This window comes from Pseudalkalibacillus sp. Hm43 (assembly GCF_054170705.1).
Window position 1 is genome coordinate 555,142 of the sequence record NZ_CM135129.1, and the last position, 23,605, is coordinate 578,746.

A 23,605-nucleotide genomic window follows, 5' to 3' on the forward strand; every position below is an offset into this window, starting at 1 on the left:
GGAATTCGAACCATTTATCTTTCTATTTGTTGCCCTAATGCAAAAACGAAGTCTATAATGTGTATTAGCGCTAAAATGTTTCCTTAAGGAAAAACACAGGAGGTTTTTACATGTTTTTGTCTTTTATTAGGCGTAACGTCTATGCAAGTTATGGTTTGACCTTAATCCGCGTTTACTTAGGATTTATATGGTTGCAAGCAAGTTGGGGAAAGATAACGGGTTCATTTGATGCAACTGGCTATTTGAAAGGGGCTTTGTCAAAAGCGGAAGGCGAACACCCTGCTGTCTCTGGGTGGTGGGCATCTTTTATTGAAAATGTTGCTTTACCGAATGTTTCAATCATCAACTTCATGGTTCCATGGGGTGAATTTTTGGTTGGAGTTGCCTTAATACTTGGCGTATTCACCAGTTTTTCAGTATTAATGGGGCTTATCATGAATTTTTCTTATATCTTTTCAGGATCTGCTGGTCAGAATCCATCTATGGTGATTATGGGGTTCCTCGTTCTGATTGCAGGGTATAATGCTGCTCATTTCGGAATGGATCGCTGGATTTCGAAAAAAGCTCGTACAACTACTGAAAGTTCACAGCCGAAGGATCCGGCATATGACAATTAAAAGATATGAGGGTGACGGAAACGATCCAGTCACCCTCTTTTTTATAGTATTCTAAGGATTCCATAGCCTAGAACAATCCCGATCCCAGCACTTAATAAACTTCCGATCAAATAGTATTCCGCGAAGGATTTGCTTTCAAATTGTTTGAAACGGGTCAAGGATTTTACAGCAATTAAGAATGTCATCCCGTGTGGAATACCTTGGACGATGAAGATCATGATCAACACTCGTTCAATCATGCCTATATAACGTCCGATCTGTTTTGGAGAATCTTTATAATATTGATCGGTACGAATAGTCGTAACTTCATTCACTTCTTCCCCTTTTTCATTGAAAAAGGTTTTGATTTCTGTTTTTTCATCGGTAATACTGTACATATTTTTTTGCAATGTCGGGTTGGGACCAAGATCCCTCAATACGATACCTAAGAAATACCCGGCTCCTTCTGTTGCTAGGATGAGGATGACTCCAATCATGAGCAACTTCGATAAATCCGTTACTTCTACTCCATCAAATAAAAATGTCAATAGTGCATTATTCAGCTCAATCCATGAATAGGAAGACAATCCAAAAAGATTGAAAAATAGGAGTATGAACGTGACGTGAACGAATTGATCGAGTATGAATAAGCTCGCTCGAATACCCACCCTATCATGCTGCCGATTGATCCATTCCTTCAACCAATCCACAGCATAGTGCGTAAGAGCTATTGAAATTAAAACACCACAAATACTAACAATAAGGGTAGTAGGATTCGTTTCGCCCCAGGTGAAGTAAATTACAGTACCTATCAACATGACCACGAAATGTATCAATACATGTAATCCTAAACCTTTATGCAAATGGTCCTTTTTCAGTCGGATGATCCGATTCGTCTGTAAAACGAAATCTGCCAAAAAGTGAGTGAAAAGAATGACTAAGAGAAATTGGAACACTTTATCTCTCCTCGCTCTTCATTCTGTCTTGCATGTCCCCTAATAACGCCATAAGGCTATTCTCCATTTCAATGACTGTATGGTATTGAGCTCTAGATAATAGATAGGAAACGGTCGATTTTGCAGATTTATATCCAAGCTGCTGACCAATTTGCTCATAGGTAGCATCAGGATGCGTTTCAAGTAAGCCAATGACTTCCTTTTGCTTTTCACTGCGACCGATCTTCTTTTCAGTAATAGCATAATTGAGGGCATTCAATGCTTGATAAGGGAACTTCTTTGAGTAAAAAAAGACTGTGGAACGTTTCGTTTCGATGATCCATGGCTTGATCTCTTGATGCTTGTCCTTCAAATACCGATCCCGAGCATCAAGTGCATTCAGGACAGCAGACCCGTTCATCGTGTGTATCGTCGAGTCTTGTGTATCAAGAACTCCGAGTCCGATGCCGATATACAGATCAATTCCTTCTTTGGACAGGAATTCTTCAAGCCATCGAGAAACCTGGAATCCAGTACGGAAACTTTCAATCACACCAAGTAACTCATCTCCGTTGCGCACGTCAAATGGCACGAGAACGTCATCTCGATGTCGATCATTGATGTATTCAGCGCACCGCAGTAATGCTAATCGAAGCTGTTCTTTATCTTTCTTCCGAGAGTCTTTAACATCTACTGCGATACACATACTCGCTATTCCCATAAAACTCACCACCTATAGTTGATGTTTTTTCATCAATATCTATTTAGTTGATGTAATTATAACAACTATAACAAACTATAACCAATATACAATAGGAATATCGGAGTAATTAAAAAAGAGGATTCTGATTGAGCAAGAATCCTCCGTTGTAGTGCTATTTGACAGTGAAGTAATGAATGCTGAAATGTCCCTTTTCGTCCAACCATACTGCTTCTCTCTTGAACCCACATTGCTCTGTGATTTTTTTGAATTCCTCAGGTTCATATTTGTAGGAATTTTCTGTGTGGATTGATTCACCTTCTCTGAAGTGAAAAATGTCTTCATCAATGGACACTTTTTGATCAACCGTACTGATCAAATGCATTTCAATTCGACCGATTTCTTCATTATAAAATGCATGGTGGCGAAAGGTGTCTAGCTTAAAGTCAGCAGAATGCTCCCTATTGATTCTTTTCAGTAGGTTCAAATTAAACTCAGCTGTAACATTTTGGCTGTCATTGTATGCATCTTCCAATATTGGCAGCTCTTTTTTTGTATCAACACCAATCAGTAGTCCATCTCCTTTCTGGAGAAGTTTTGATGTCCGCTTCAAAAAATTTTGCCCTACGAGTGGTTCGAAATTGCCATATGTGGATCCGGGAAAAAAGACAACTCTTTTCTTGGCCTTCCTTACTTCAATCGGTAGCTGGAACGGTTTTGTATAATCCGTACAAATGCCTTTGATCATCAGTTTGGGAAACCTATGAGAAAGATGGTTGACCGATTCCTCTAGGATGGATTTTGAAATATCTACTGGAATGTAAGCTGCTGGCTCCTGTAAATTTTCCAGCAATAGACTGATCTTCGTATGACTCCCGCTTCCAAACTCTAGTATTGAAGTGTCCTTTCCTATCATCTCGGATATCAAACAGCTATACTCCTTCATGATCTTCAATTCGGTTCGAGTAGGGTAGTATTCCGGTAATACTGTAATCTGTTCAAACAGTTGTGAACCTGCTTCATCATACAAAAGCTTCGGATCAGTCTGTTTGGGATCCTTTCTCAGTCCCATTACAATCTCTTCTTTAAAATCCATCAATTTCGGTTGAAAATCCAAAACTTCAACGTTTTTCATTTTGGCCTCCATCATGAATTTATCTTTGTATTCCTATATTAGCACTTGGGTTTTTGGAAGGCATGTGAATAGTCTTGAGATTTCATACATTTCTGACCATTCAAAACCTGTCCCTTACCAATTGTTGATTTCTTGGCATATGTGTCAAAGAAATAGCGATCATCTCGCTCTCAAAGCAAGAACGTGATATAATTCCTTCGTAGCTGAATTATGGAGGAATGTAAAAAATGATTACTGTTACAAATGTAGGTTTGCGATTTGCCGATCGCAAACTCTTTGAAGACGTCAATATAAAATTTACTCCTGGGAATTGTTATGGATTGATCGGGGCAAACGGTGCCGGTAAATCGACCTTCCTTAAAATTCTTTCTGGAGAAGTTGAACCACAAAATGGTGATGTTCATGTCCCACCTGGCCAACGCTTGGCTGTATTGAAACAGGACCACTTCGAGTACGAAGAATACGAAGTGATGAATACGGTCATCATGGGGCACGAACGCCTTTATGAAATCATACAAGAGAAGGACGCAATTTATGCAAAACCGGATTTCTCTGAAGAAGATGGAATTAAGGCTGCTGAACTAGAAGGAGAATTCGCGGAACTAAATGGTTGGGAAGCAGAATCCAACGCAGCTGTCCTTTTGAAAGGTCTTGGTATTGAAGAAGAACTTCATACGAAGAAAATGGCAGACCTGACAGGTTCCCAAAAGGTTAAGGTTCTTCTTGCTCAAGCTCTATTCGGAAATCCTGACATCCTTCTACTGGATGAGCCGACGAACGGTCTTGACTTGAAAGCGACTCATTGGCTGGAAGAATTCCTGATCAACTTCGAGAACACAGTCATCGTTGTATCCCATGACCGTCACTTCTTGAATAAAGTATGTACGCATATTGCCGACCTGGACTTTGGAAAAATTCAAATTTATGTCGGTAACTATGACTTCTGGTATGAGTCCAGTCAACTTGCTCAAAAGATGGCGTCCGAGCAAAACAAAAAGAAAGAAGAAAAGATCAAAGAATTGGAGAAGTTCATTGCGCGGTTCAGTGCGAACGCTTCGAAATCCAAGCAGGCCACTTCTCGTAAGAAGTTGCTTGATAAAATCACGCTTGATGACATCAAACCATCTTCCCGACGTTATCCATTCGTAGGATTTTCACCTGCACGAGAAATCGGTAACGATCTTCTAAGAGTCGAAGGTCTCACGAAAACAATCAATGGTGAGAAAGTATTGGACAATGTCAGCTTTGTCATGAACAAGGATGACAAGATTGCCCTAGTCGGTAAAAATGAAATTGCCAAAACGACGCTCATGAAGATACTCATGGGTGAGATGGAACCAGACAGCGGCTCATTCAAGTGGGGTGTCACGACTTCTCAAGCTTACTTCCCGAAAGACAACTCAGAGTATTTTGAAGGATGCGAACTCAACCTTGTGGATTGGCTCCGTCAATACTCCCCTGAGGATGACAGTGATACGTTCCTGCGCGGTTTCTTAGGCCGTATGCTCTTCTCCGGCGATGAGGTCAAGAAGAAAGCAAGTGTCCTGTCTGGGGGAGAAAAAGTACGCTGTATGCTATCGAAGATGATGCTGAGTCATGCGAATGTGCTATTGCTCGACGAGCCGACGAACCACTTGGACCTCGAATCCATCACGGCTTTGAACAATGGTCTGATCAAGTTCAAAGGTTCGATGCTATTCGCATCTCATGACCACCAATTCGTACAAACCATTGCAAACCGCATTATCGAGATTACCGATCATGGAATCATGGATAAGGAAATGGCATACGACGAATACCTTGAAAACAAAGAAATCCAACAGCAACTTGAAAAAATGTATGCTTAAGTATTGAGGCTGCACAAATAAACTTTGTGCAGCTTTTTTCTATGGTGTTGGGTGCGGGTTGTGGTAGTAAGATTGTCCTGATTTCTAAAACCTACCTGCCAAATTCTAAAACCCGAGCTCTCTTTTACAAAACCAACGTCCGTTTTTCCAAAACCAGCTTCACTTTTTCTAAAACATCCATCCAAATTTCTAAAACAAGTCCCCACCTTTCACATCCCAGCCCCTTCTCAACCACACGATTGTGACTTCGGCACCTTGTTCGTCAAGTTGTATAGGAAAAAATGGCTGTTTTTTTAAAATAATAGGAATTTTTCACAAGAATCATATATTTCTCCGTTATTCTCCTTTATAATGATAATAAGATAACTGTACGGTTCTTATTACATTTCTTAAGCATTCTACGCTTTAAACTGCGCTTGGTGATGACAAGTTCTCTCCTATTTGATCCAATTGACGTCAAACCACTCATTTCTTATTCCTTTTTAGAAAGTAGGTAATCCTATGGAATCTATCGTAATCCGCTCTTTCCAAAATGATGAAGTACGCTTTGCATTCGTTTATAATGGAAGATTATATACGATGATTATGAATTGGTCCGTTGAAGAGAAACGCTGGAATCTTCAAACCTATGATCAGGAATTGTTGAAAGATCCGGATCGACATAACTTTATCGTGACTCAGTTACTCTCAAATGAGCGGGTGCAAGAGTTTTTCAAAGAGAAAAACATCCATATGGAACAAATAGACTGTAAGGAATGCGGAAATGTTGCGGTTGAATAATCGTCAAGGTTGATACGATGTGTATCAACCTTTTTTATTTGATTTCTCATAAGCTCAGCTTATATGTTACAAGTCCTACAGATAAGCAACTTGTCATTTACCAGCTTTTTGAAGAGGTTTAAAATTTATGGCAAAAGGAAGAACAATACTGTACACCCTTTTACAATTAGCCACCGAAAATTATTATGTTTGGAGGGTTCCCCTTGTTCCGCAAGCGCCTGGTAATCGTAAGCATCTTCGCAGGTTCGTTTCTTGGAATGGCAAGCCACGTAATCGGTTAATGCAACCCGAACATCCTATCCCCTTTCTAAAAAGGGGATTTTTTTCTGAAATCAAAAAACGACGGATTGCCCGTCGTTTTCATCATCGTAATCATGATGATTTCTTTTCTGAACTGCTTTTTGATTCCGATATTTTACCTAGGAAGAAACCGTCGATTTGATCCAACTTTCCTCTCCATAAAATCTTTCCTTTAGAAGGAGTCGGTTTGCTGTCACCACAGTAAACGCGAGTATTTTTCAAATGGATGAAATTTGCTTCAGCATCATTATATTCATCTGTCGCTTCACTCGCGGCAGCTAATTCTTCACTCAGTTTCTGAGAGATGTCATTGCCGTTCTCAAGCTTTCCGCTGAGCGCTTCGAAATATTCTTTTGCAGAGATCATCGTGCCAGAAACGACTGCCCCATTGACATTCAAGGTGATATCAAGTGATAAGTCCCCTGTATTGGATGCTTTTACGAAATATTCAAGAACGTTGTCTTTGTCGGTTACTTTTTCCGAACTCATTGAGATCACTCCCTTATGATTTGCTCAAGATGACGTATCATCATCGCTCGTCAATGCAGTATCGTCATCCTCTTTCTTTTTAGTCGAATTTTTGGAGCTAGTGGAGTTGTTGTTACTTTTATTGTTCGTTGATTTACTCTTTTTGCCATCCTTATCGTCATCGTCTTCTTCATCGTCCTGATTTTCAGTCTGCTTTTTACTTTTACTGTTTGTCGTTTTCTTTTTCGCTTTCGACTCATCCGATGATTCTTCGTCTTCCTTCTTTTCATCTAACTCTTTGTCGAGCAACTGATTGATCTTCTCTTCTAATGAATCGAGCTTTTCCTGTAGTTTCTGATTTTCATTTCTCAGTTCTTCTATCTCTTCAGTGTCTACTTGTTCAGTAGTCGCTCCTACTTCTGTTTCAGCACCTTCTGCATTCGCATTACGCCTACGGTTTATGAAGTCTGTAGTGGACGTTTTTACAGAGTTGAACGCTGACATGGATTTCTCTTTTGCCGAGCGACCCAAAACCATACCTCTATTTTTGATCGCTTCCTTGTCGATCCTCTGCAACATTTTCTTGCCATTTTCAGGTGTAGCAAAGTATCCTAGAGCTGCACCAAGAATACCACCAGCTACTGTCCTTGATAGTGGTTTACCGGATTCATTATTAGTAGATGACTTTTTTTCTTCTCCCATATTTGACGCCTCCTCTTATTGATCATTCATTTTCCTTCGCATTCCAGCGATTGGTATCATCCAACTTATGTTCAAGCTGTTCTAAACGGCTTTTCAATTCTTCATTCTCTTCTTGTAATGCTTGTGTATGTTTTTCTGAAGCTTTAGAGCTTAAGTAAGGATCGTTTTCCCACCAATCCATGCCGATTTCCTTTGCTTTATCGACTGATGCTATGATGAGGCGAATCTTGATGGACAATAATTCCACATCCGCTAATCCGACTCGGATATCTCCTGCAATGACGACACCCTTGTCCAGCACCTTTTCCAAAACATCTACGATTGAATGTGATTGCACAGGATGTTCAACAGACATCTCTCATCCCTCCTTGGTCCCGTTCAGACACATGTTGCTATAGCAAATGACCTAATGGGCCGAGATCGATATTCAAGTCTTCTTCATCAAGATCAAAGAGATCTTTCAGTTCTTCCATCTTTTCTTCAAGATTCATCAAAGCTACACCCAAGTCTTCGATCTGTTCTTCTGAAAGCGCGCCACCTTCTACTCTTCTCAGTGCATTCCGTTCTACAACCTGTCGTAATAATTCAATGACGGTGAGCACTAATTGGGCAAGACCTTGTTGTGCATTATCCGGGTCGATTTCTATTCTTGAGTCCGTATGATTCATTGACTGCATTCGTCAGATCACCTCTCTGTTCATCTAGTTCTACCGATGTAATCGTTGAATCTCCTTTTGCTTGCACGAGGGTTTCAACCGAAGAGATCATCACGCGTAGATCTAAATAAACCAAATCTACTCCCGCTACTGATATGATGATATCACCCTTTATGGCGACACCTTTATCCAAAATGACATCTAATAGATCGATCAGTGCAATATCTTTGTTTTCAATTGATTCATGCATCCCGTCACCCCTCTGTTCAAGACAATCCGGAAAAGTGATAGGCTGGCCAAGGACCTGATACTTCGAACTTCCAGCCTTGAGGATTCAAGTCCTTTTGGAGACTCTTGATTTCTTCCAGATACGAATCGACTGTTTGGTCGGGAAGTAAGAAGACACTGTTCCAAGCCATACGTTCATTCATACCTGTGACATCCTTGTTCCAATTACGCTTAACTTCTGCTTTCTGCGAATACTTTTTCAAGCGGTCATGTACATCCTCACATAATGTGTTCTTCTCTTTCTCCATTTCTTGCTCGATCAACTGGTCTAATTTCTTCTTCTCGAAAAATCGCTTACCGGGAGACAACGAATCAAGATTTCGTCTCATCTCTTCCACGGCTGGAGAATCACCTTGACCTTTCCACTTTTTCTCGTCCAAGTAGATTTTGAGGTTCCATTCCTGATTCCCATCCAATGAGTCGAAAATGTCCATCAGTTTATCTTCATTTTCGCGGATCGTTTTCTTTACATTTTGCTCTGACTCATAAATCGTACAAAAGGAAGAGGGGATGATATCCGGGTACACCTTATACAAGGAAATCAAGGTCTCATGATGATGGAAAGCTTTCGATTTCAACCATTCCATGTCCTGATCGATTTTCGATTTGATGATCTCTTCTGAGTAATCATCAGGATCCAGCGCACATAAGATTGCTGTAATTTGACGGTCTTCAATCATATAAAGCTCTGTCTCACCATCAAATCCTTGTAAAGATGGAAGGTGATTCTGGTGTCGTTTAGAAGTAGGTATAAATCCATATAAATAGCTTAGATACTCCATCTTTCATCCCTCATTTCTTGGTCAATTCTTCCCACTGCTCCAACTCTCTCAGCTTTGCGATTTCATAGCGTTGCAACAGGATCTCTTCCTTTTCTTTAAAAACTTCTTCTGGAATTTCTTCGAGCTCATACATCATCTGCAATTGAATCAGCTTTTGTTGAATGGTATTCAAGTCGTATAATTCCTTGTCCACTTCCTCTTTCACCTTTTCACCGACTTTGACGACGGCATTCATTGGTGCAGTTACTAATTTATGAAGCATCAGCCTTCCTCCACACTCAAACGGATATTGACGAAATTATATACAGGCCAGGGTCCTGTATATTTGAAATCAACTTTGTCTTTCCATTTTTCATGTGCTTCATTCACTTTTGCATCAAAGTCTTCCTCTTGTTTTCTGTCAATCAGAAATGATGCGTTCAGGAGCATCTTTTCACCAAGGGGATCATTCGCTACCGCAGCTTCCGCTGTTTCTTCAAGAGGCTGATACACTTCGGATTTTATTTCACCTTGAATTTGAGAAACCATCTTCTGGGCAAAGCCCCCTAATTGGATACGATCATAATAGCTTGCAGCTTCTGACTTCCCTTTTACAGAGTTGGCTTTTTTCATCATCTCTGGATGTTCGTTGACTCTTGATTCGAGCCATTCTTTTTTGCCGATGACTTTCAAACCGAGCTCCATTTTGCCTTTTATCTTTGGGAAAAGTTGTTCGAATTGCGGATACAGGTTTTTAAGGAGAACTTCTACATCCTCTACACTCTTGAAAACATTACCGAAACTGATCGGTATGACGGTGTCCTTCCGATTCATCACTTCAGAAATGGTATTTTGATGAAACATCAAATTCTCTTTATTAGGATGGTAGATTTTCAATGGCACTTGAGCTACGACCATCGCAGCATCTTTATAGCGGATGGTGAAAATCTCGTATTCTCTTCCATCCATTTCAACGATTCCGAATTCATCTTCTTGATCGGTCTGTATTCCACAAAACAAATAGATTCCCATCTTGTCTTGACGATCCAAATGACTCACTCCCTATACCGACTTTTCATTATAACTTCTCACATGCTTGGATGACCCGTTTCGATGCTTCTGATGATGTGATCCCCTCTTCTGTAGCTGACTGACTCAATGGATAAGCAAGTATATCGATACAGAGTTGTTGGAATTCCTCGTTCTGCCCTTCAATAGGGATATCATCTTCCATCGCAATTCTGGCAATCATTAATGATGATCTTAAACTAGGTCCATTCCAATCTACTGTGCCTTGTTCTCTTAATAAGGAGACCAAGTTTGTAATCGCTTCTGCATCTTCTAAATCCATACCTAGCTTTTCAGAAACGATTTCTGCTTCTTTCTCTTTGCTTTTGTACTCGACGAATAACGTGATCATCCGGTCGAATAAAGCATCGGGGCTATTGAATACCCCTGCATATTCCCCGGGGTTGCTTGTAAAGATCACCGAGAAATCAGGATGGACCTTCACAAAAGGTTCTGTCGTTTTCGATCCGTATAGCGGTAGAACCCCTTCTTCCAATATGGATAAAAATAGATTATTCGTCGTCGGTCGAGACCGAGTGAACTCATCATACACAAGGGTGTATCCATTTTTGACCGCTTCTAGGAGTCGTCCATCCCTCCATGTTTCAGTAACGCTTTCATCCTTTTTATAAACGGAACGGACATATTGGTCGACCACTTTTTTGCTTGTATATCCCGTAAAATCTCCAATCAAGTCTTTATTATCGAGCTCATGATTACCGTGAATGAGCATCACAGGTCTTTTTCTTTTCTTAGCAAGGGCTAGAGCGAGGGAGGTTTTACCCGAACCCGTCGGACCTGTGAAATGTACTGGATACCCAGCTTTCAAGTATTGTAAGGATCGGTATAGGAGATGTGTCATTTCTTGGTCCTCTATCAAAGCCCTTGAATCTTTCATTCTTTTTTCTCTCAATTCAGCCATTGAAGCCTCCTACTGCTCTCCTTTAGACTTCAACATGGAGTGCGCTTCGATATCTTATATCTTGCCGTTTGAAAGAAGTGACCTCTTTATTTTTGTTGACCAGCACTTCATAAGTACCGACCATTTCGTCTTTTGCGTATTTCTTCATATACTCTTTTTCCTCGATCACTTCTATGGTGACACTCCAACCTTCATCTTCCCGCGCTTCAACAGAAGTAATTTTATGCGGCGGGGCCACATGTTCATTGAAGAATTCTGCAACATTATTCATGATTTGTTTGATTTCCATAGCCGCCTCCACTTCAATCTGATGGTAGGAGCAGGGGCTTTAATGAAGCCCCATTTCCCTATACACTGAATTGTGCACTTCTTCTTTCATTGCTTTGAGAAGGTAGTCCTTCTTCTTCAACTCCATCACGTAAAAGTCCCACTGCTTCTGCATATCGAAGCCAGGTGTCTACGCTTGCAATGACCACACGTGCTTCCACTGTAAGAATCTCGATTCCTACGACAGAGACCCGTGCAAATGCGTCAATGACGATTCCTTTATCGAGTATCCGATCGATTACCTCTGCCAAACTTGAGCTATCCGTCGTTTTTTGAACAGACATGATGAATGTCTCCCTTCTGTGTTTTAGGATCCTAACGTCTTGATATCTGTAGAAGATTTGATATTTGTTGAACTTTTAATCTGGGTAGAGCTTTTGATGTTCTGAGAGCTTTTGATCTCCTGGACACTTTTAATGTTCTTTACGCCTTTTATCTTGGTATTTTCATTAGAGGACAGCTTTTGTTGGAATTCTTCACCTGCATCCTTTACTTTCTCAAGCTTGTCCCTTACAGATAATAAGACATCCTGTACCTTCTCTTTCGCCTTTTCTGCCTGACCATGTACCTTTTCTGCATTTTCTTCTTTCGCATCAGCCATACGATCCGATACTTGGTCCGCTTTTGATTGGACATGGTCTTCTACTTTTTCAACGGCGTGCTCTTTTACTTTTTCTTTCGCTTTTTCCTTCAGGCTGGATGGTGCGAGCTGTACAGCCTTGTTGATGACTTTTTTGATAGGCTTGGATGCCATGTGATCCCCCCTTCACAGAGTCAAGGGTTTTCATTTCTTACTTTCCATCAGGGCATCGAGCTTCTCTTCTATGCGTTGAAGATGTTCATTCAATTGTTTGTTTTCTTCTTTCAACTCTTGATAACGATCTGAATCATCATTTTCCTGCTGGTTACCTTGGGAAGCATCACGTTTAAGCCTGTATCCTGCTGCAGTTTCACGAAACGTCATCACTAATTGATCGGTGATGATTTGTTGTGCTGTTCGTCTCAACTCGTTTCCTGCAGCTCTCATCGTTTCGGATTGATTGATGTTCTGAATCACTTTCTTTCCCGTACCAGGAGTAGTCAGTAGTCCGATGCCAGCACCAATAATTCCTCCCAATACAGCGAAATTCATCGATAACGTTTGATTGGAGTCATCTTTTTTTGATTGATTTGCCAATAGGTATCACTCCCTTCTAATCTTGCTTAATAAAATGTGCATCAAATACTGAATTGAGCCTGGCGATTTCTTTCTTCAATCTGTCCTTCTTCCTGGACATCATCTCGAAGCAATCCTACCGCATTGGCATATCTAAGCCACGTATCAACACTTGCAATGACGACCCGAGCTTCAACTGTCAAAATTTCAATACCGACAAGTGAGACCCTGGCGAAGGCATCTATCACTATCCCTTTGTCCAAAATACGATCGATGACTTCTGCTAAACTCGAGCTGTCCGTGGTCTTTTGGATACTCAACTGAATCGCTCCCTTCCTAGAGATCAAATCATTGAAAATCTGAATATTTTTTCTTAAATATAATGGGGATATACCCGCTAACAAATTGGAATAAAACCGCAAAACCTATCTATTTGATGGACTTACCAATATTTTCATATATTATTATCGAATAAAGTTTATTCGAAATGGAAAATTGCCTGCTATGTAAAGGTTCTCTGCTGAAAACTCTTTCTAATAAGACAAACATAACAATTTGATTACAGTTTATATTTTTTTATATTGAATGGTATTTTCTCTATTTCAGAATAGAAATTGACCGTTGCTCATATGGAATGCCTTTTTAAATATTTTCCTTGAAAATACACATCCTAACGATAGATGTTAGGAGGAGGCTTTCTGATGAGAAGTAAAAATTGGACACTAACCGTTGCTGTTCTCGCGTTGATTACGGGCGTCATTCTCTTACTCCCTGCTGATGAAGTGGAAGCACCGCTCGTTGTAGGAGAAGATTCTACAAAACGGATCATTCCAGACAAACTCTCTACAAAGCAATCTAATCAACTAGTGAAGATGGATTCCATTCAATATGGTAAAAATCTGGTACGGAAACTAGATACAAGTTCATCGATTGGTGTCATTCGTCATAAAACAAAAGTAAGCAGTCACTATCAAGACCGTGAAGTTACCGTTAAATTCAATCGGAAACCAACGAAAGAAGAATTGAGTCGTTTTGCCAATGAAATTGATGGTCAGGTGAGAAAAGAACTGGATTCGACTTATATCTTCAAGTCGAATACCCTTTCAACTCCGAAGCTTGTTCAATATTTCAACGAACAAGATCGTATAGTTTATGCTGAACCGAACTACATCTACTTGCAAAACGAAACGGATGATGAATTATATAGTCGTTACCAATGGAACCTGCCTGCTATCAGAACGGAAGACGGATGGAAGATATCCAGAGGAAATGAAGATGTCATCATCGCTATCATTGATACAGGTATTGATATGAAGCATCCCGATCTAGCTAAAAGAATTGTGGATGGTTACAATGTGTTGAATGAATCACCAATGCCGAATGATGACAACGGACATGGCACCCATGTCGCAGGAATCATCGCTTCAGAGACGAACAATGGTGTCGGTATTGCCGGTATGACCTGGTATAACCGGATTATGCCAATCAAAGCGATGAATGCAGATGGATATGGAACATCCTTCGATGTCGCTCAAGGAATTCGTTGGGCAGTAGAGCATGGAGCTGACGTCATCAACATGAGCTTAGGGAACTATAAAGCCTCTAAGGCATTGAAGGAAGCGATTGACTACGCTTATGAAAAAGATGTCATCATGGTTGCCGCTTCTGGGAATGAGAATACGAATCAGACGAGTTATCCGGCAGCCTTTGACAACGTCATCGGAGTTGCAGCTGTCAATCTGAACTTGAACCGAGCTGAGTTTTCGAATTATGGAGATTATATTGATGTCGCAGCACCTGGGGTGGATATTGCAAGCACTTATCTAGAAGGACAATATGCATCGCTTTCCGGTACTTCGATGGCGACTCCGCACGTTGCTGCACTTGCTGGTCTCATCAAGTCTTATCAACCGGATCTGAAGAATAGCGACATCATACGAATCATTGAAGAGACGACAGATGATGTTGGCGATCCTGGCAAAGATATTTACACTGGAAACGGTGTGATCAACGTTGCATCAGCTCTCGAATCTGCTAATGAAACGAAAAATCCCCTGAGCAACTTTGGAAAATGGTTCAAAGGTATACGATAAAAAGAGGATGCCCGGACTTTCAACGGGCATCCTCTTTTACAGGATTGTCACTCTTGGTCAATTTCAATAATTTGAGAATGGTTATGGTTACCTTTAGGAACTTTAACTGTCAGACGATTGCCGGACATAGAAGCTTTGATGCTTTTAGGAGCAACATTGGGGGGTAAAGGCAAATATCTTTCAATCCGTTTTGAGAAATTTTCTTTCTTCAGGATCTCCCCTTCATTGTTTTGAATCTGTTCGGTCTCAAACCGTTGAATCAAGATTCTTAACTGATGGTTCACCAAATCAAGATTCACTTTATCTTGGTCACTTACCGGTAAAGTTGCCTGAATGATCACTTCATTTTCTGTTTCAGTACTATCGACATGAAAGAAATAATTGTTTTGAAAGTGGTTTAAGTGATGGTCGAATTCTTTCAGAGAATGTGCCAATTGTTGATCGATCGATTTCAACAACCCATCCAATCGTTCATCGTTAAAAAGGTTTTTCAATTGTTCCTTCCAGAAGTCCACTGTATACTCCCTCCTTTATCCTATCATCAGAAGTTCGCTAAGTTGTTGGAATCGCTGATATCAGGATCCAACGTATTCGTCATATTCCAGAAGTTGTTCACAAGCATGAAGTCGCCAGTGTTACCTCCACCCGATCCACTTGCAGATTTAGATGTGGATTTTGGAGAAATGTACAATGTATCCCCGAAGTTCACGGTTCCATTACTTTCAACTGTACTGATTTTAATTGGAGCTAAAATGACCGAAGGCAAAAGACTCTCCCCTTTCTTGAAAGGATCCTTGGGCTGATTTACTAAGGTATTGTATGCATATCAATAGAAAGGGGTACTCATTAACAATCAATTAGGTATATGCATATGTTGAAAGAAATAACTTCTAAAGGATGTTTTACACATGCCTGCCATGGTTGGAGCTATCAAAATCAACGAAATATCCGGCACAGCCATCTTCAATGTGGGAGATGTGTACCATATGTCACCTCAAAGTCAAACGAAGACGTTTGCCGGCGCAGGCTCTTTCAATACGGGGGATTACCTTCAGGTCAATAATGGCTATAGTGTGACACACACCATAGACTCGGATGTCATTGATTCAAGTAATATCGGAAATCAGGGCTAGCCGCTCTATCGAAATTCCACTTCATCCTGACGACTTGTTTCATATATTTATGCGGAGGCTGTGTTAAAAACTTATCCATTCCGCATAGGTTAGAAATAAGGGGGTGATGGGCTTGAGCAACATCAATTACTTACACCAGCGAATCCAACAGCTAGAAGAGATGATCAGACAATTACAAGCGAAAACGGATTCGTTTGAGAACATGATCACATCCCTGCAAAACGAATTGAGCCAATTGAAAAGCTCACCCCAGACATCCATTGAATACAAGTTCGATCAATTAAAAATAGAAACCCTTGAAGGTACGTTGAATATCGGTCTCACCCCTGGTGGGAACGGTTTTGAAAATATTGAGGATCTCGGCGTAAATGGAGGAAACTTCAAGGTCAATCAACAGCAACAAGATACAGAAGCACCCTATACGAATGAAATGTATAACTGGATCAACCAAGGAGTCGATCATTATTTAAACAATGATGTGTTCAATGATATTAAGAAAGTCGAACGACAAACCCAGTACCGATTGAATGAATCCCAGTTGAAATTGGTGGTAGAAGATATCAAGAAACAGATGGGGTTACGACTACCACATTATATGATGGCTGCGAAAAAGGAAAACATCCGATCCAATCCTTCTCAAGAGGCTGATCGAATCATGACACAAATCAAAAAAGATATTTTGACGGGAATTGAAATATACTTAAATAATGAAAAGAAGAAATCTCAAGGAGGCCAACAGGATGGAACTTAATGTCATCAACCGGGATATATCTGTAGGAGATATCCGAATCATCGGTATTGGTACATCCGCGATGGTACTTGTCGGAGATAGTGATGTGATCAACTGTCAATCCATGTTCGACACGCCACCTGAATCATTGATCATTGGTACGCCTCTCGTCCCGTTATCAAAGGAATAATCAGATGGATCGCACTTCTGTTGTTCAGAATATGCAAATCACTTCCCTTGTTTCTGCGTCCATTGTCCAGATTGGTGATACCAGAATCCTCACCCCTTCTTCCAAAGCCTTGGCTGTACAAAGACAAGAATCGACCTATGATCCAAAAGAGCACGAGTTTGATATGTATCCGATGTTTACCGCACCATTCCCTCCATTCGAATATGAAACCATTCCTGTCAACACGGTTCAAGAAGTACCAGCAATTCATGTCAACTCCATAAAAATCATCGGTATAGCTGCTTCTTCAGTAGTACGTGTCGGAAAGACTGATTACATTTGCAATGAAGCACGTGTGAAGCATATCCGACAGTTTACTTTGAATCCATATGATTAGGAGGGTTTGGGGATGAATGTATACGTCAATCAAACGATCTCAATCCAAACCATCCGAATCGATGGTCTATCCAACTCTTCCGTACTTCAAATTGGAACGAGCGGAGTCATCAAACCGGTCTCATACCTTTCCAATACGGGAGGGTATACCGGACCTGCACCGGCAATTGAAAATCCATTCGGCAGTGTCATTGAGCAACCTTTTGAAGGACCTCTTGTGCCTTTATCAGGTCCACGTGAACCAAAAGCAACATAATGTGAGGAGATTGTATGGATACTTGGTCTAAAATGATGGAATGGAAGCAAGTTGCAGATAAATACATGAATCAAAGCTTCTTTCCGGATTATCAGCAACCTAAGAAACAAAGTCCGCAGGTGAATATTTATGAATCTGATAATGAACTGTTATGTCTCATATCCTTGCCTGGATTGAATCGTGTAGATGATGTCGAAGTGTATGTATACAAAAGTTCCATAAAATTAATTGGCAATACGACGTTACAAACGCATGGGATGTCATTGAAACAAGATGAAATATTCCAAGGGAGATTCGAGCGGGATATCACTTTACCTTATTCAGTCCGTGAAGAGCCGATTGATGCCTATTATCAAAAAGGTGTTTTATATATTCGACTTTATAGACTTTTGACCGATGACCGTCCAAAAAAGAAGGTACAAATCAAAGATCATGGAGAATAATAGTAGGGCTTGCCCGAAAATTTTGCACACATCTCATGTCGCTAACACCCTTAAGGTGTATGAGTTGTCCCAAAATGATCGGTAAGCCCTTTCCTTTTATACGTTTCCAACATTGTTGCTATCCGAGACATCTGGATCAATAGCTACAACTGCGCTGAACAGGTTATTCACTTGAGAAAAATCCCCAGTATTTCCTCCCCCTGAACCTGTAACTGATTTTGAAGTAGAAACGGGTGAATTATAAAACAGGTCTCCAAAATTGACATTTCCATCATTGACAGTTGAAATCTTGATGGCACCTAATATGATAGATGGCATATATACACTCCTTCAGTTTGTCTCAAAAGAAAAAGAGTCGGACCCACCTGGTTATATAGGCCAACCCTTCAATAGATGAATGTTTATTCTATATTATATTCATTTATATATAGGTAGTAAAAGGAGTGAGTACCCCTTTCACTTACCTAAGTAGGTTGGTTCCTTAGTATAGGAAACAAGCACATCCTACAATAATAAGGAGAATAAACAATACTACGATCAAGGCAAAACCTGCTCCATAGCCGTAACCCATGAAATACATCCTCCTCCCTTAAGGTCTTGAAAGAATATTCTTTTCAATACATCCTATGTATGTGTGATTTTTTTGATAGGTACAAGTGGCGATATTTTTTAAAGTTTTTTTATTTTTTTAAGAAAAACGCTCGAAATTTCACCTTTTTTTGAAAATTTAAGTATGTTATAATTATACTGTTTCGTTTTTAGAGATGCATCGTTATGCACTCTTTTTTAATTGCTGCCTCGTATTCATCCAAGCAAAAACTCGTATCCTTTCATGTTTATTCAGTCTGGATCGATATGGGCAAAGCTTTGAATATCAAGGTATGCGGAGAGATTAGGATTTCATATTTCAACAGAGAGGTGAACGAACTAGATGGACCAACAAAAGACGAACTCAAATCAACTTACATTATTCAATTACTTGAAATTCGCCATTCCTTCTCTAATCGGTATTTTCCTGTTTATGATACCGATTACTTTCAAAGGAGAAGTCACGATACCTGTCGCACTTCTCGCAGATTGGGTACAACAGGTGTTGGAAGGAAAACTTCCTGCAATTATGACGATCATCATTGCTCTTACGGTTGTCCTGACCCTATTTGCATCAATCTTGAAGCCTACATTCCTAACGGAAAGACCATTTCTGAATTCTCTATTAGTGGTTCGCCCAATATGGGTGTTTGCTAGAGTACTAGGATTGATTTTTGCAGTCATGACTTTATTCCAACTTGGACCTGAGGCTGTATGGTCAGATGCAACGGGAGGTCTTCTGCTAGAGGGGCTTATCCCAGTCCTCTTTTCCGTATTTTTATTTGCGGGATTATTTTTACCATTGCTTCTGAACTTTGGGTTACTAGAGTTGTTCGGAGCGTTATTGACAAAAATCATGAGACCGCTTTTCACATTACCAGGCCGTTCTTCGATCGACTGTCTTGCATCCTGGTTGGGAGATGGTACGATCGGTGTGCTATTGACAAGTAAGCAGTACCAGGAAGGGAACTATTCCAAGCGTGAAGCAGCTGTAATCGGAACGACCTTCTCAGTCGTATCCATTACATTCACGATCGTTGTCCTTCAGCAGATGGAGTTAGAAGCGTATTTCGGTCCATATTATCTGACGATCGTGTTGGCTGGACTAGCTGCGGCATTAATTATGCCTAGGATTCCGCCGCTATCAAAGAAAAAGGACACATATGTGGATGAATCTGACGTTCAAAAAAGCGAGGAAATTCCTGAAGGGATGACCATTTTGGGGCATGGGCTTCGTTCTGCAGCCGCAACTGCAAAAAAGACGCGGAGTTTTGATGCCATCATCAAAGGCGGAACTCAAAATGTGCTCGACATGTGGATGGGTGTCATTCCGATTGTTATGGCAATCGGGACAATCGCATTGATTGTTGCTGAAAATACACCATTCTTTGAGTGGATCGGTGCACCATTTGTACCTCTCCTTCAAATCATGCAAGTACCAGAGGCTGCAGCTGCTGCGCAAACAATGGTTGTCGGATTTGCAGATATGTTCTTGCCGGCACTGATCGCGTCTGAACTTATCCAAAGTGAAATGACAAGGTTCATCATAGCTTGTCTATCCGTAACACAATTGATTTACATGTCTGAAGTCGGTGGTTTGTTACTAGGTTCTAAAATACCAGTGAACTTCAAGGATCTCGTAATCATATTCCTAGAAAGAACATTGATTACGTTGCCTGTCATCGTCATCATGGCACATATCATATTTTAAAAAAAGACGGCTGACCTGATTAAATTGGGTCAGCCTATTTAATGTTACCAGTTAAACCAGAAGTTGCGTATACGTTTTTCTTCGTCATCAACTTCTTCTTCTGTCTCATCTTCTTCCCGTTCCTCATCAAGTTCTTCTTCGTGATCTTCTAGTTCCAGTTCTTCTTCATCTGAATCATCAACACCGATCCCCCACATTGCGTCCCAAATGTTGACTTCTGGTCTTTCTCTTTCTTCGGCCTGATTCGTTTCAACATCATGGTTAGCATTACCACTCGATTTTCTTTTCATATTCACCTCTCCCTTCCATCTGTTATTACAGTATTGATGGAAGGGATATTTGGTAACGGATAATCGCCTATGTTAGGTGAATAAAATAAAAAGAGGTAGGGCTGTTTAGCCTACCTCTTATCTCGGACAATTATTGTTCCTCAAAGAATGAACGGACAGATTCAGGTGTTTTGGCATTTGCGCTGTGCAAGTGACCTTTTTTCTCACCTTTTTCATACACAAGCAAACTCGGAATCCCCATCACTTCGTATTTTTCAGCTAGCTCAGGAAAATCGTCCTTGTCGATCTGATACCATTGCTTATCATTATTTTCTTCAATGATATCACCAATGAACATATCAAGACGCTTACAATCCGGGCACCAATCTGCTTCAAATTTCACGACTGACTTTGTATCTTGGTTGATGATTTCATAAAATTCTTTTTCACTTGTTATTGTTTTCATACTGGTTCCCCCTCTTGTTCTTTCAATACTAGTATACAAAAGAGCAATACGTTTGTTAATCAATCTGTTTTCAATATAATGATGTAAAATAAGCGGGTTCCGAGTATCCTATAAAAAATGACATGGTCGGGAGGAAGGCAATCATGGACCACCATCAACACGAACATAACTATGAGAATAAAAATGCGTTGCGAATATCGTTTTTCTTGATCAGTATATTCATGACTGTCGAAGTAGTTGGCGGGTTATGGACGAACAGCCTTGCATTATTATCTGATGCAGGTCATATGTTCAGTGATGCTGCATCCCTTGGACTGAGCTTTCTAGCCGTTCATTTCGGAAGCAAAAAACCAAATGATTCTAAAACATTTGGTTACAAAAGATTTGAAATTCTCGCCGCATTCATAAATGGTTTAGCGCTAGTTGTGATTTCTTTATTCATCATATATGAAGCGTATGAGAGGTTTATGGACCCTCCCGATGTAGCTGGATATGGGATGCTTTCCATTGCGGCGATCGGATTGATAATCAATTTGGTTGTGGTCTACATACTGATGAAAGGAAATCACCATGACAACTTGAATGTCAAAAGCGCTCTTCTTCATGTTATTGGGGATCTACTAGGTTCTATAGGTGCTATCTTGGCTGCAGTGATCATCATATGGACCGGTTGGGGTTATGCGGATCCTTTAGCTAGTGTCATCGTTGCCATATTGATTCTGATCAGCGGGTGGCGGGTAACATGGGAAGCGATCCATGTGCTAATGGAAGGCACACCACAACATATTAGCATAAGTGATATTAAGGTATCACTTGAATCACTTACACAAATTAAAGGTGTACACGACTTGCATGTATGGTCGATTACATCTGGCTATGTTGCATTAAGCTGCCATATCGTAGTGGAGCCTGGGAGTAATTATCAAGGCATATTGAACCAGGCATCGGATCAACTAAGAAGGGATTTCAACATCAATCACACAACGATTCAGATTGAAGAGGAACCAGAACATTGTGATGGCTGTAATTGATGCGATTTTTAACATCATTCCTTCCAAACAATACTGTCCAGTACCTCTTTAACTTCATCCGGTTTTTGGGTACCGATTAGCATGTTTTTTCCATTCTTGAGTTCGATTCTTATCCCATGGTTCCCTTTTACATTATATCCTTTTTCTCCATCTAGGCTAATCCGAATCCCATAACCCCAAAACTCCCTTATCGGATGATAGGTTTCAACTTGGATAGAATTGATTTCTGAAAAAAGAAAGGTTTGTTTCTTGATCATCAATGGTTTAAATTGAACGTGGATGGACTGATCCGTAACCTTTATTTCCAGTCTCAAGGTAAGAAAGAAAATGGGAAATCCGATACCGAACAAAACCCATAACACGATCAAGACTGGATCAGAAGCAGGATTGGTTCCGAAAGGTAGTCCATAAATGATTTGTTGTATAAAGCCGTACCACATCAAACTGGTTAAAGCGACTACAATAAGAACAACCCACCATAACGTCATCTTTTGCTTCTCTTCATACATGATCTTTTCCACTCTAAACCACGTCCTTATCTGTCAAACTGAAAAACGACGGAATCTCCGATCGGGTTGTAACCAATCTTCTGATAAATGCTGTTGGACGTCGGATTGGATAGATCCGTATACAACGTACAGAATGAATATCCCTCATTCAACAACCGATCGCTCAGTTCAGTTACACAGGCAGTAGCGTAACCTTTCCGTTGATGCTCAGGAGGAGTGTAAACAAAATTAACGCTGACTCCATTTTTCGTACCGCGTGCTTTCCGAGCCATAGATACCGGTTCATCATTGACCAGCCATAGATAAACACTTTGTTCCTGTATGAATTGCCTTGCTTTTTCCTCTGCCTGCTCTTTAGTGAAAGGATTTTCGGTAACAAATGAAAACTGATATCCCCATTCTTTAATGACATCTAAATCATTGAATGTAGCGAGCCGTAATTTCCCGGACCTTTGGATATCTTCTTTCACTTTCGTCAGTTTATAGATACGTTGATCCATTGCCATTTTATATGATTTTCCTGTTTTTTCAGCCCAAATGGTTGCGAAAAGCTTAGAAATCGATTTCTCTCCAATGACACCAGGTAAAGGAACCCCTTCGGTCAACAAATAGTCGATGGCATATTCGACTGCGCTTTTTATCTTTGGATTTAGCGGATCGCCAAACACCCCCATTTTGTATGGTGGGGTCATCAACAAGTACAGCACAGGTTCATGACCGTTCTGTATGGTTAGAAAATAAGGAGGTGGATCAGTCTGCGTCCCTTCTTGTTCCTGTTTTACACAGCGATTCAATATGCCGATAGGAAGATTGTTTAACGCTTCTTGTTTATACAAATCGTGATGAGCATACTCTGCGTACTTCCTTGCACTAGTAAAAGTTATAGCTTCCATTTCTCTACCCTTCCTTCGAACGTCTATTGTAATGTCAGTACCCTTATAATTACATACAAAAAGTACGGAATCCTTCCTTCCGTACCCACTTTGTCTCTACACATGATGAGAATCGTCTATGAAGTTTCGTTCCGGACCATCAGCAAAAGACTCAGTTCCAAGAATACGAGTAAAGTGATAAGGATAAAACCAATCATAACCTATTCTCCGTTTCTTTAAGGTATATAATCAATCATAAGCCATTTCACTATTCTAATCAATAAGTAATTATAAGTAA

The 23,605-nt window shown here is 40.4% G+C and carries 37 protein-coding genes; 12 read left to right on the forward strand and 25 right to left on the reverse strand.

Annotation, left to right across the window (positions count from 1 at the left end; translation table 11 throughout):
* Positions 1-110 precede the first annotated feature (110 nt).
* Positions 111-617 (forward strand): DoxX family protein, encoded by a 507-nt coding sequence (locus ACXQIQ_RS02920; protein ID WP_439300231.1) that lies wholly within the window; start codon positions 111-113, stop codon positions 615-617.
* A 41-nt stretch (positions 618-658) separates the two neighbouring features.
* Here the strand turns inward: ACXQIQ_RS02920 and ACXQIQ_RS02925 are convergent, their stop codons facing one another.
* The 3 genes from ACXQIQ_RS02925 to egtD form a co-directional block, all read right to left on the reverse strand.
* Positions 659-1,552, reverse strand: coding sequence for a DUF3307 domain-containing protein (locus tag ACXQIQ_RS02925; protein WP_439300230.1), 894 nt, complete (start codon positions 1,550-1,552; stop codon positions 659-661).
* 1 nt (position 1,553) lies between these two features.
* Positions 1,554-2,252: a hypothetical protein gene (locus ACXQIQ_RS02930; RefSeq protein WP_439300229.1), complete on the reverse strand. Its 699-nt coding sequence runs from the start codon at positions 2,250-2,252 to the stop codon at positions 1,554-1,556.
* A gap of 154 nt (positions 2,253-2,406) precedes the next feature.
* Complete coding sequence (gene egtD / locus ACXQIQ_RS02935) at positions 2,407-3,366, reverse strand: L-histidine N(alpha)-methyltransferase (RefSeq protein ID WP_439300228.1); 960 nt, start codon at positions 3,364-3,366, stop codon at positions 2,407-2,409.
* 227 nt (positions 3,367-3,593) lie between these two features.
* Here egtD and ACXQIQ_RS02940 point away from each other — a divergent pair, with 227 nt between their 5' ends.
* Positions 3,594-5,213, forward strand: coding sequence for an ABC-F family ATP-binding cassette domain-containing protein (locus ACXQIQ_RS02940; RefSeq protein ID WP_439300227.1), 1,620 nt, complete (start codon positions 3,594-3,596; stop codon positions 5,211-5,213).
* A 501-nt stretch (positions 5,214-5,714) separates the two neighbouring features.
* A complete protein-coding gene (locus ACXQIQ_RS02945; RefSeq protein ID WP_439300226.1) occupies positions 5,715-5,993 on the forward strand; it encodes a hypothetical protein in 279 nt (92 codons plus the stop codon).
* 372 nt (positions 5,994-6,365) lie between these two features.
* On the opposite strand, the gene gvpU is transcribed toward ACXQIQ_RS02945, so the two are convergent.
* From gvpU to gvpA (ACXQIQ_RS03015), 14 genes are read right to left on the reverse strand one after another with little or no spacing between them, the layout of a single operon-like run.
* A complete protein-coding gene (gene gvpU, locus ACXQIQ_RS02950) occupies positions 6,366-6,782 on the reverse strand; it encodes a gas vesicle accessory protein GvpU (RefSeq protein WP_439300225.1) in 417 nt (138 codons plus the stop codon).
* 24 nt (positions 6,783-6,806) lie between these two features.
* Positions 6,807-7,463 (reverse strand): GvpT/GvpP family gas vesicle accessory protein, encoded by a 657-nt coding sequence (gvpT, locus tag ACXQIQ_RS02955; protein ID WP_439300224.1) that lies wholly within the window; start codon positions 7,461-7,463, stop codon positions 6,807-6,809.
* Positions 7,464-7,485: 22 nt separating this feature from the next.
* On the reverse strand, positions 7,486-7,818 hold the full coding sequence (gene gvpJ, locus ACXQIQ_RS02960) for a gas vesicle protein (RefSeq protein WP_439300223.1): 333 nt from the start codon (positions 7,816-7,818) through the stop codon (positions 7,486-7,488).
* 37 nt (positions 7,819-7,855) lie between these two features.
* Positions 7,856-8,140: a gas vesicle protein K gene (locus ACXQIQ_RS02965; protein ID WP_439300222.1), complete on the reverse strand. Its 285-nt coding sequence runs from the start codon at positions 8,138-8,140 to the stop codon at positions 7,856-7,858.
* Positions 8,091-8,369 carry a gas vesicle protein gene (locus ACXQIQ_RS02970; protein ID WP_439300221.1) on the reverse strand — a complete coding sequence of 93 codons (279 nt, stop codon included), beginning with the start codon at positions 8,367-8,369 and terminating at the stop codon, positions 8,091-8,093. Before ACXQIQ_RS02970 ends, ACXQIQ_RS02965 begins: the two co-directional genes overlap by 50 nt.
* Before the next feature lie 16 nt (positions 8,370-8,385).
* Positions 8,386-9,189 carry a GvpL/GvpF family gas vesicle protein gene (locus tag ACXQIQ_RS02975; protein WP_439300220.1) on the reverse strand — a complete coding sequence of 268 codons (804 nt, stop codon included), beginning with the start codon at positions 9,187-9,189 and terminating at the stop codon, positions 8,386-8,388.
* Between the two features lie 10 nt (positions 9,190-9,199).
* Positions 9,200-9,451, reverse strand: coding sequence for a gas vesicle protein GvpG (locus tag ACXQIQ_RS02980; protein ID WP_439300219.1), 252 nt, complete (start codon positions 9,449-9,451; stop codon positions 9,200-9,202).
* Positions 9,451-10,218: a GvpL/GvpF family gas vesicle protein gene (locus tag ACXQIQ_RS02985; protein ID WP_439300218.1), complete on the reverse strand. Its 768-nt coding sequence runs from the start codon at positions 10,216-10,218 to the stop codon at positions 9,451-9,453. The genes ACXQIQ_RS02980 and ACXQIQ_RS02985 overlap by 1 nt, the downstream gene beginning before the upstream one ends.
* 28 nt (positions 10,219-10,246) lie before the next feature.
* Positions 10,247-11,158 (reverse strand): gas vesicle protein GvpN, encoded by a 912-nt coding sequence (gvpN, locus tag ACXQIQ_RS02990; protein WP_439300217.1) that lies wholly within the window; start codon positions 11,156-11,158, stop codon positions 10,247-10,249.
* Between the two features lie 22 nt (positions 11,159-11,180).
* Complete coding sequence (gvpO, locus tag ACXQIQ_RS02995) at positions 11,181-11,447, reverse strand: gas vesicle protein GvpO (RefSeq protein ID WP_439300216.1); 267 nt, start codon at positions 11,445-11,447, stop codon at positions 11,181-11,183.
* A gap of 58 nt (positions 11,448-11,505) precedes the next feature.
* On the reverse strand, positions 11,506-11,769 hold the full coding sequence (gene gvpA / locus ACXQIQ_RS03000) for a gas vesicle structural protein GvpA (protein ID WP_439300215.1): 264 nt from the start codon (positions 11,767-11,769) through the stop codon (positions 11,506-11,508).
* Positions 11,770-11,792: 23 nt separating this feature from the next.
* Positions 11,793-12,239 (reverse strand): gas vesicle protein GvpQ, encoded by a 447-nt coding sequence (gene gvpQ / locus ACXQIQ_RS03005; protein ID WP_439300214.1) that lies wholly within the window; start codon positions 12,237-12,239, stop codon positions 11,793-11,795.
* Positions 12,240-12,269: 30 nt separating this feature from the next.
* Positions 12,270-12,662, reverse strand: coding sequence for a GvpT/GvpP family gas vesicle accessory protein (locus tag ACXQIQ_RS03010; RefSeq protein ID WP_439300213.1), 393 nt, complete (start codon positions 12,660-12,662; stop codon positions 12,270-12,272).
* Between the two features lie 41 nt (positions 12,663-12,703).
* Positions 12,704-12,961, reverse strand: a complete 258-nt coding sequence (gvpA, locus tag ACXQIQ_RS03015; protein ID WP_439300212.1) for a gas vesicle structural protein GvpA — start codon at positions 12,959-12,961, stop codon at positions 12,704-12,706.
* Between the two features lie 381 nt (positions 12,962-13,342).
* On the opposite strand from gvpA (ACXQIQ_RS03015), the gene ACXQIQ_RS03020 reads away from it, so the two are divergent.
* Complete coding sequence (locus tag ACXQIQ_RS03020; RefSeq protein ID WP_439300211.1) at positions 13,343-14,734, forward strand: S8 family peptidase; 1,392 nt, start codon at positions 13,343-13,345, stop codon at positions 14,732-14,734.
* Between the two features lie 47 nt (positions 14,735-14,781).
* Here the strand turns inward: ACXQIQ_RS03020 and ACXQIQ_RS03025 are convergent, their stop codons facing one another.
* Positions 14,782-15,249 carry an Hsp20/alpha crystallin family protein gene (locus ACXQIQ_RS03025; protein ID WP_439300210.1) on the reverse strand — a complete coding sequence of 156 codons (468 nt, stop codon included), beginning with the start codon at positions 15,247-15,249 and terminating at the stop codon, positions 14,782-14,784.
* Between the two features lie 26 nt (positions 15,250-15,275).
* The gene (locus tag ACXQIQ_RS03030; protein WP_439300209.1) at positions 15,276-15,500 is read right to left on the reverse strand and encodes a spore germination protein; all 225 of its coding nucleotides are present in this window, start codon (positions 15,498-15,500) and stop codon (positions 15,276-15,278) included.
* Between the two features lie 142 nt (positions 15,501-15,642).
* Between ACXQIQ_RS03030 and ACXQIQ_RS03035 the strand changes: the two genes are divergently transcribed.
* The 6 genes from ACXQIQ_RS03035 (at position 15,643) to ACXQIQ_RS03060 (ending at position 17,861) form a co-directional block, all read left to right on the forward strand.
* On the forward strand, positions 15,643-15,867 hold the full coding sequence (locus ACXQIQ_RS03035; RefSeq protein ID WP_439300208.1) for a spore germination protein: 225 nt from the start codon (positions 15,643-15,645) through the stop codon (positions 15,865-15,867).
* A gap of 112 nt (positions 15,868-15,979) precedes the next feature.
* Positions 15,980-16,618, forward strand: a complete 639-nt coding sequence (gene gerPC / locus ACXQIQ_RS03040) for a spore germination protein GerPC (protein ID WP_439300207.1) — start codon at positions 15,980-15,982, stop codon at positions 16,616-16,618.
* Positions 16,608-16,787 (forward strand): spore gernimation protein GerPD, encoded by a 180-nt coding sequence (locus ACXQIQ_RS03045; protein ID WP_226548758.1) that lies wholly within the window; start codon positions 16,608-16,610, stop codon positions 16,785-16,787. Before gerPC ends, ACXQIQ_RS03045 begins: the two co-directional genes overlap by 11 nt.
* Before the next feature lie 4 nt (positions 16,788-16,791).
* Positions 16,792-17,163, forward strand: a complete 372-nt coding sequence (locus ACXQIQ_RS03050; protein ID WP_439300206.1) for a spore germination protein GerPE — start codon at positions 16,792-16,794, stop codon at positions 17,161-17,163.
* A gap of 12 nt (positions 17,164-17,175) precedes the next feature.
* Positions 17,176-17,418 (forward strand): spore germination protein GerPB, encoded by a 243-nt coding sequence (locus tag ACXQIQ_RS03055; protein WP_439300205.1) that lies wholly within the window; start codon positions 17,176-17,178, stop codon positions 17,416-17,418.
* Positions 17,419-17,432: 14 nt separating this feature from the next.
* Positions 17,433-17,861, forward strand: a complete 429-nt coding sequence (locus tag ACXQIQ_RS03060; protein WP_439300204.1) for an Hsp20/alpha crystallin family protein — start codon at positions 17,433-17,435, stop codon at positions 17,859-17,861.
* Positions 17,862-17,957: 96 nt separating this feature from the next.
* Here the strand turns inward: ACXQIQ_RS03060 and ACXQIQ_RS03065 are convergent, their stop codons facing one another.
* Positions 17,958-18,179: a spore germination protein gene (locus tag ACXQIQ_RS03065; RefSeq protein WP_439300203.1), complete on the reverse strand. Its 222-nt coding sequence runs from the start codon at positions 18,177-18,179 to the stop codon at positions 17,958-17,960.
* Positions 18,180-18,342: 163 nt separating this feature from the next.
* On the reverse strand, positions 18,343-18,441 hold the full coding sequence (locus ACXQIQ_RS03070; protein ID WP_226548748.1) for a YjcZ family sporulation protein: 99 nt from the start codon (positions 18,439-18,441) through the stop codon (positions 18,343-18,345).
* 351 nt (positions 18,442-18,792) lie between these two features.
* On the opposite strand from ACXQIQ_RS03070, the gene ACXQIQ_RS03075 reads away from it, so the two are divergent.
* Complete coding sequence (locus tag ACXQIQ_RS03075) at positions 18,793-20,160, forward strand: YjiH family protein (protein ID WP_439300202.1); 1,368 nt, start codon at positions 18,793-18,795, stop codon at positions 20,158-20,160.
* 44 nt (positions 20,161-20,204) lie between these two features.
* On the opposite strand, the gene ACXQIQ_RS03080 is transcribed toward ACXQIQ_RS03075, so the two are convergent.
* Positions 20,205-20,450, reverse strand: a complete 246-nt coding sequence (locus ACXQIQ_RS03080) for a hypothetical protein (RefSeq protein ID WP_439300201.1) — start codon at positions 20,448-20,450, stop codon at positions 20,205-20,207.
* 130 nt (positions 20,451-20,580) lie between these two features.
* The gene (locus tag ACXQIQ_RS03085; RefSeq protein WP_439300200.1) at positions 20,581-20,895 is read right to left on the reverse strand and encodes a thioredoxin family protein; all 315 of its coding nucleotides are present in this window, start codon (positions 20,893-20,895) and stop codon (positions 20,581-20,583) included.
* 143 nt (positions 20,896-21,038) lie between these two features.
* Here ACXQIQ_RS03085 and ACXQIQ_RS03090 point away from each other — a divergent pair, with 143 nt between their 5' ends.
* Complete coding sequence (locus ACXQIQ_RS03090; RefSeq protein ID WP_439300199.1) at positions 21,039-21,926, forward strand: cation diffusion facilitator family transporter; 888 nt, start codon at positions 21,039-21,041, stop codon at positions 21,924-21,926.
* A gap of 14 nt (positions 21,927-21,940) precedes the next feature.
* Here ACXQIQ_RS03090 and ACXQIQ_RS03095 read toward each other — a convergent pair whose 3' ends face one another.
* Positions 21,941-22,447: a DUF6141 family protein gene (locus tag ACXQIQ_RS03095; RefSeq protein WP_439300198.1), complete on the reverse strand. Its 507-nt coding sequence runs from the start codon at positions 22,445-22,447 to the stop codon at positions 21,941-21,943.
* Positions 22,448-22,461: 14 nt separating this feature from the next.
* Positions 22,462-23,328, reverse strand: coding sequence for a GNAT family N-acetyltransferase (locus ACXQIQ_RS03100; protein ID WP_439300197.1), 867 nt, complete (start codon positions 23,326-23,328; stop codon positions 22,462-22,464).
* Positions 23,329-23,605 lie beyond the last annotated feature (277 nt).

What these genes read in the sequence shown, in the direction of transcription:
- ACXQIQ_RS02920 (WP_439300231.1), top strand. Translation starts at nt 111, where the DNA reads ATGTTTTTGTCTTTTATTAGGCGTAACGTCTATGCAAGTTATGGTTTG.
- ACXQIQ_RS02930 (WP_439300229.1), bottom strand. Translation starts at nt 2,252, where the DNA reads ATGGGAATAGCGAGTATGTGTATCGCAGTAGATGTTAAAGACTCTCGG.
- egtD (WP_439300228.1), bottom strand. Translation starts at nt 3,366, where the DNA reads ATGAAAAACGTTGAAGTTTTGGATTTTCAACCGAAATTGATGGATTTT.
- ACXQIQ_RS02940 (WP_439300227.1), top strand. Translation starts at nt 3,594, where the DNA reads ATGATTACTGTTACAAATGTAGGTTTGCGATTTGCCGATCGCAAACTC.
- ACXQIQ_RS02945 (WP_439300226.1), top strand. Translation starts at nt 5,715, where the DNA reads ATGGAATCTATCGTAATCCGCTCTTTCCAAAATGATGAAGTACGCTTT.
- gvpU (WP_439300225.1), bottom strand. Translation starts at nt 6,782, where the DNA reads ATGAGTTCGGAAAAAGTAACCGACAAAGACAACGTTCTTGAATATTTC.
- gvpT (WP_439300224.1), bottom strand. Translation starts at nt 7,463, where the DNA reads ATGGGAGAAGAAAAAAAGTCATCTACTAATAATGAATCCGGTAAACCA.
- gvpJ (WP_439300223.1), bottom strand. Translation starts at nt 7,818, where the DNA reads ATGTCTGTTGAACATCCTGTGCAATCACATTCAATCGTAGATGTTTTG.
- ACXQIQ_RS02965 (WP_439300222.1), bottom strand. Translation starts at nt 8,140, where the DNA reads ATGCAGTCAATGAATCATACGGACTCAAGAATAGAAATCGACCCGGAT.
- ACXQIQ_RS02970 (WP_439300221.1), bottom strand. Translation starts at nt 8,369, where the DNA reads ATGCATGAATCAATTGAAAACAAAGATATTGCACTGATCGATCTATTA.
- ACXQIQ_RS02975 (WP_439300220.1), bottom strand. Translation starts at nt 9,189, where the DNA reads ATGGAGTATCTAAGCTATTTATATGGATTTATACCTACTTCTAAACGA.
- ACXQIQ_RS02980 (WP_439300219.1), bottom strand. Translation starts at nt 9,451, where the DNA reads ATGCTTCATAAATTAGTAACTGCACCAATGAATGCCGTCGTCAAAGTC.
- gvpN (WP_439300217.1), bottom strand. Translation starts at nt 11,158, where the DNA reads ATGGCTGAATTGAGAGAAAAAAGAATGAAAGATTCAAGGGCTTTGATA.
- gvpO (WP_439300216.1), bottom strand. Translation starts at nt 11,447, where the DNA reads ATGGAAATCAAACAAATCATGAATAATGTTGCAGAATTCTTCAATGAA.
- gvpA (WP_439300215.1), bottom strand. Translation starts at nt 11,769, where the DNA reads ATGTCTGTTCAAAAAACGACGGATAGCTCAAGTTTGGCAGAGGTAATC.
- gvpQ (WP_439300214.1), bottom strand. Translation starts at nt 12,239, where the DNA reads ATGGCATCCAAGCCTATCAAAAAAGTCATCAACAAGGCTGTACAGCTC.
- ACXQIQ_RS03020 (WP_439300211.1), top strand. Translation starts at nt 13,343, where the DNA reads ATGAGAAGTAAAAATTGGACACTAACCGTTGCTGTTCTCGCGTTGATT.
- ACXQIQ_RS03035 (WP_439300208.1), top strand. Translation starts at nt 15,643, where the DNA reads ATGCCTGCCATGGTTGGAGCTATCAAAATCAACGAAATATCCGGCACA.
- ACXQIQ_RS03045 (WP_226548758.1), top strand. Translation starts at nt 16,608, where the DNA reads ATGGAACTTAATGTCATCAACCGGGATATATCTGTAGGAGATATCCGA.
- ACXQIQ_RS03050 (WP_439300206.1), top strand. Translation starts at nt 16,792, where the DNA reads ATGGATCGCACTTCTGTTGTTCAGAATATGCAAATCACTTCCCTTGTT.
- ACXQIQ_RS03055 (WP_439300205.1), top strand. Translation starts at nt 17,176, where the DNA reads ATGAATGTATACGTCAATCAAACGATCTCAATCCAAACCATCCGAATC.
- ACXQIQ_RS03060 (WP_439300204.1), top strand. Translation starts at nt 17,433, where the DNA reads ATGGATACTTGGTCTAAAATGATGGAATGGAAGCAAGTTGCAGATAAA.
- ACXQIQ_RS03065 (WP_439300203.1), bottom strand. Translation starts at nt 18,179, where the DNA reads ATGCCATCTATCATATTAGGTGCCATCAAGATTTCAACTGTCAATGAT.
- ACXQIQ_RS03070 (WP_226548748.1), bottom strand. Translation starts at nt 18,441, where the DNA reads ATGTATTTCATGGGTTACGGCTATGGAGCAGGTTTTGCCTTGATCGTA.
- ACXQIQ_RS03075 (WP_439300202.1), top strand. Translation starts at nt 18,793, where the DNA reads ATGGACCAACAAAAGACGAACTCAAATCAACTTACATTATTCAATTAC.
- ACXQIQ_RS03080 (WP_439300201.1), bottom strand. Translation starts at nt 20,450, where the DNA reads ATGAAAAGAAAATCGAGTGGTAATGCTAACCATGATGTTGAAACGAAT.
- ACXQIQ_RS03085 (WP_439300200.1), bottom strand. Translation starts at nt 20,895, where the DNA reads ATGAAAACAATAACAAGTGAAAAAGAATTTTATGAAATCATCAACCAA.
- ACXQIQ_RS03090 (WP_439300199.1), top strand. Translation starts at nt 21,039, where the DNA reads ATGGACCACCATCAACACGAACATAACTATGAGAATAAAAATGCGTTG.
- ACXQIQ_RS03100 (WP_439300197.1), bottom strand. Translation starts at nt 23,328, where the DNA reads ATGGAAGCTATAACTTTTACTAGTGCAAGGAAGTACGCAGAGTATGCT.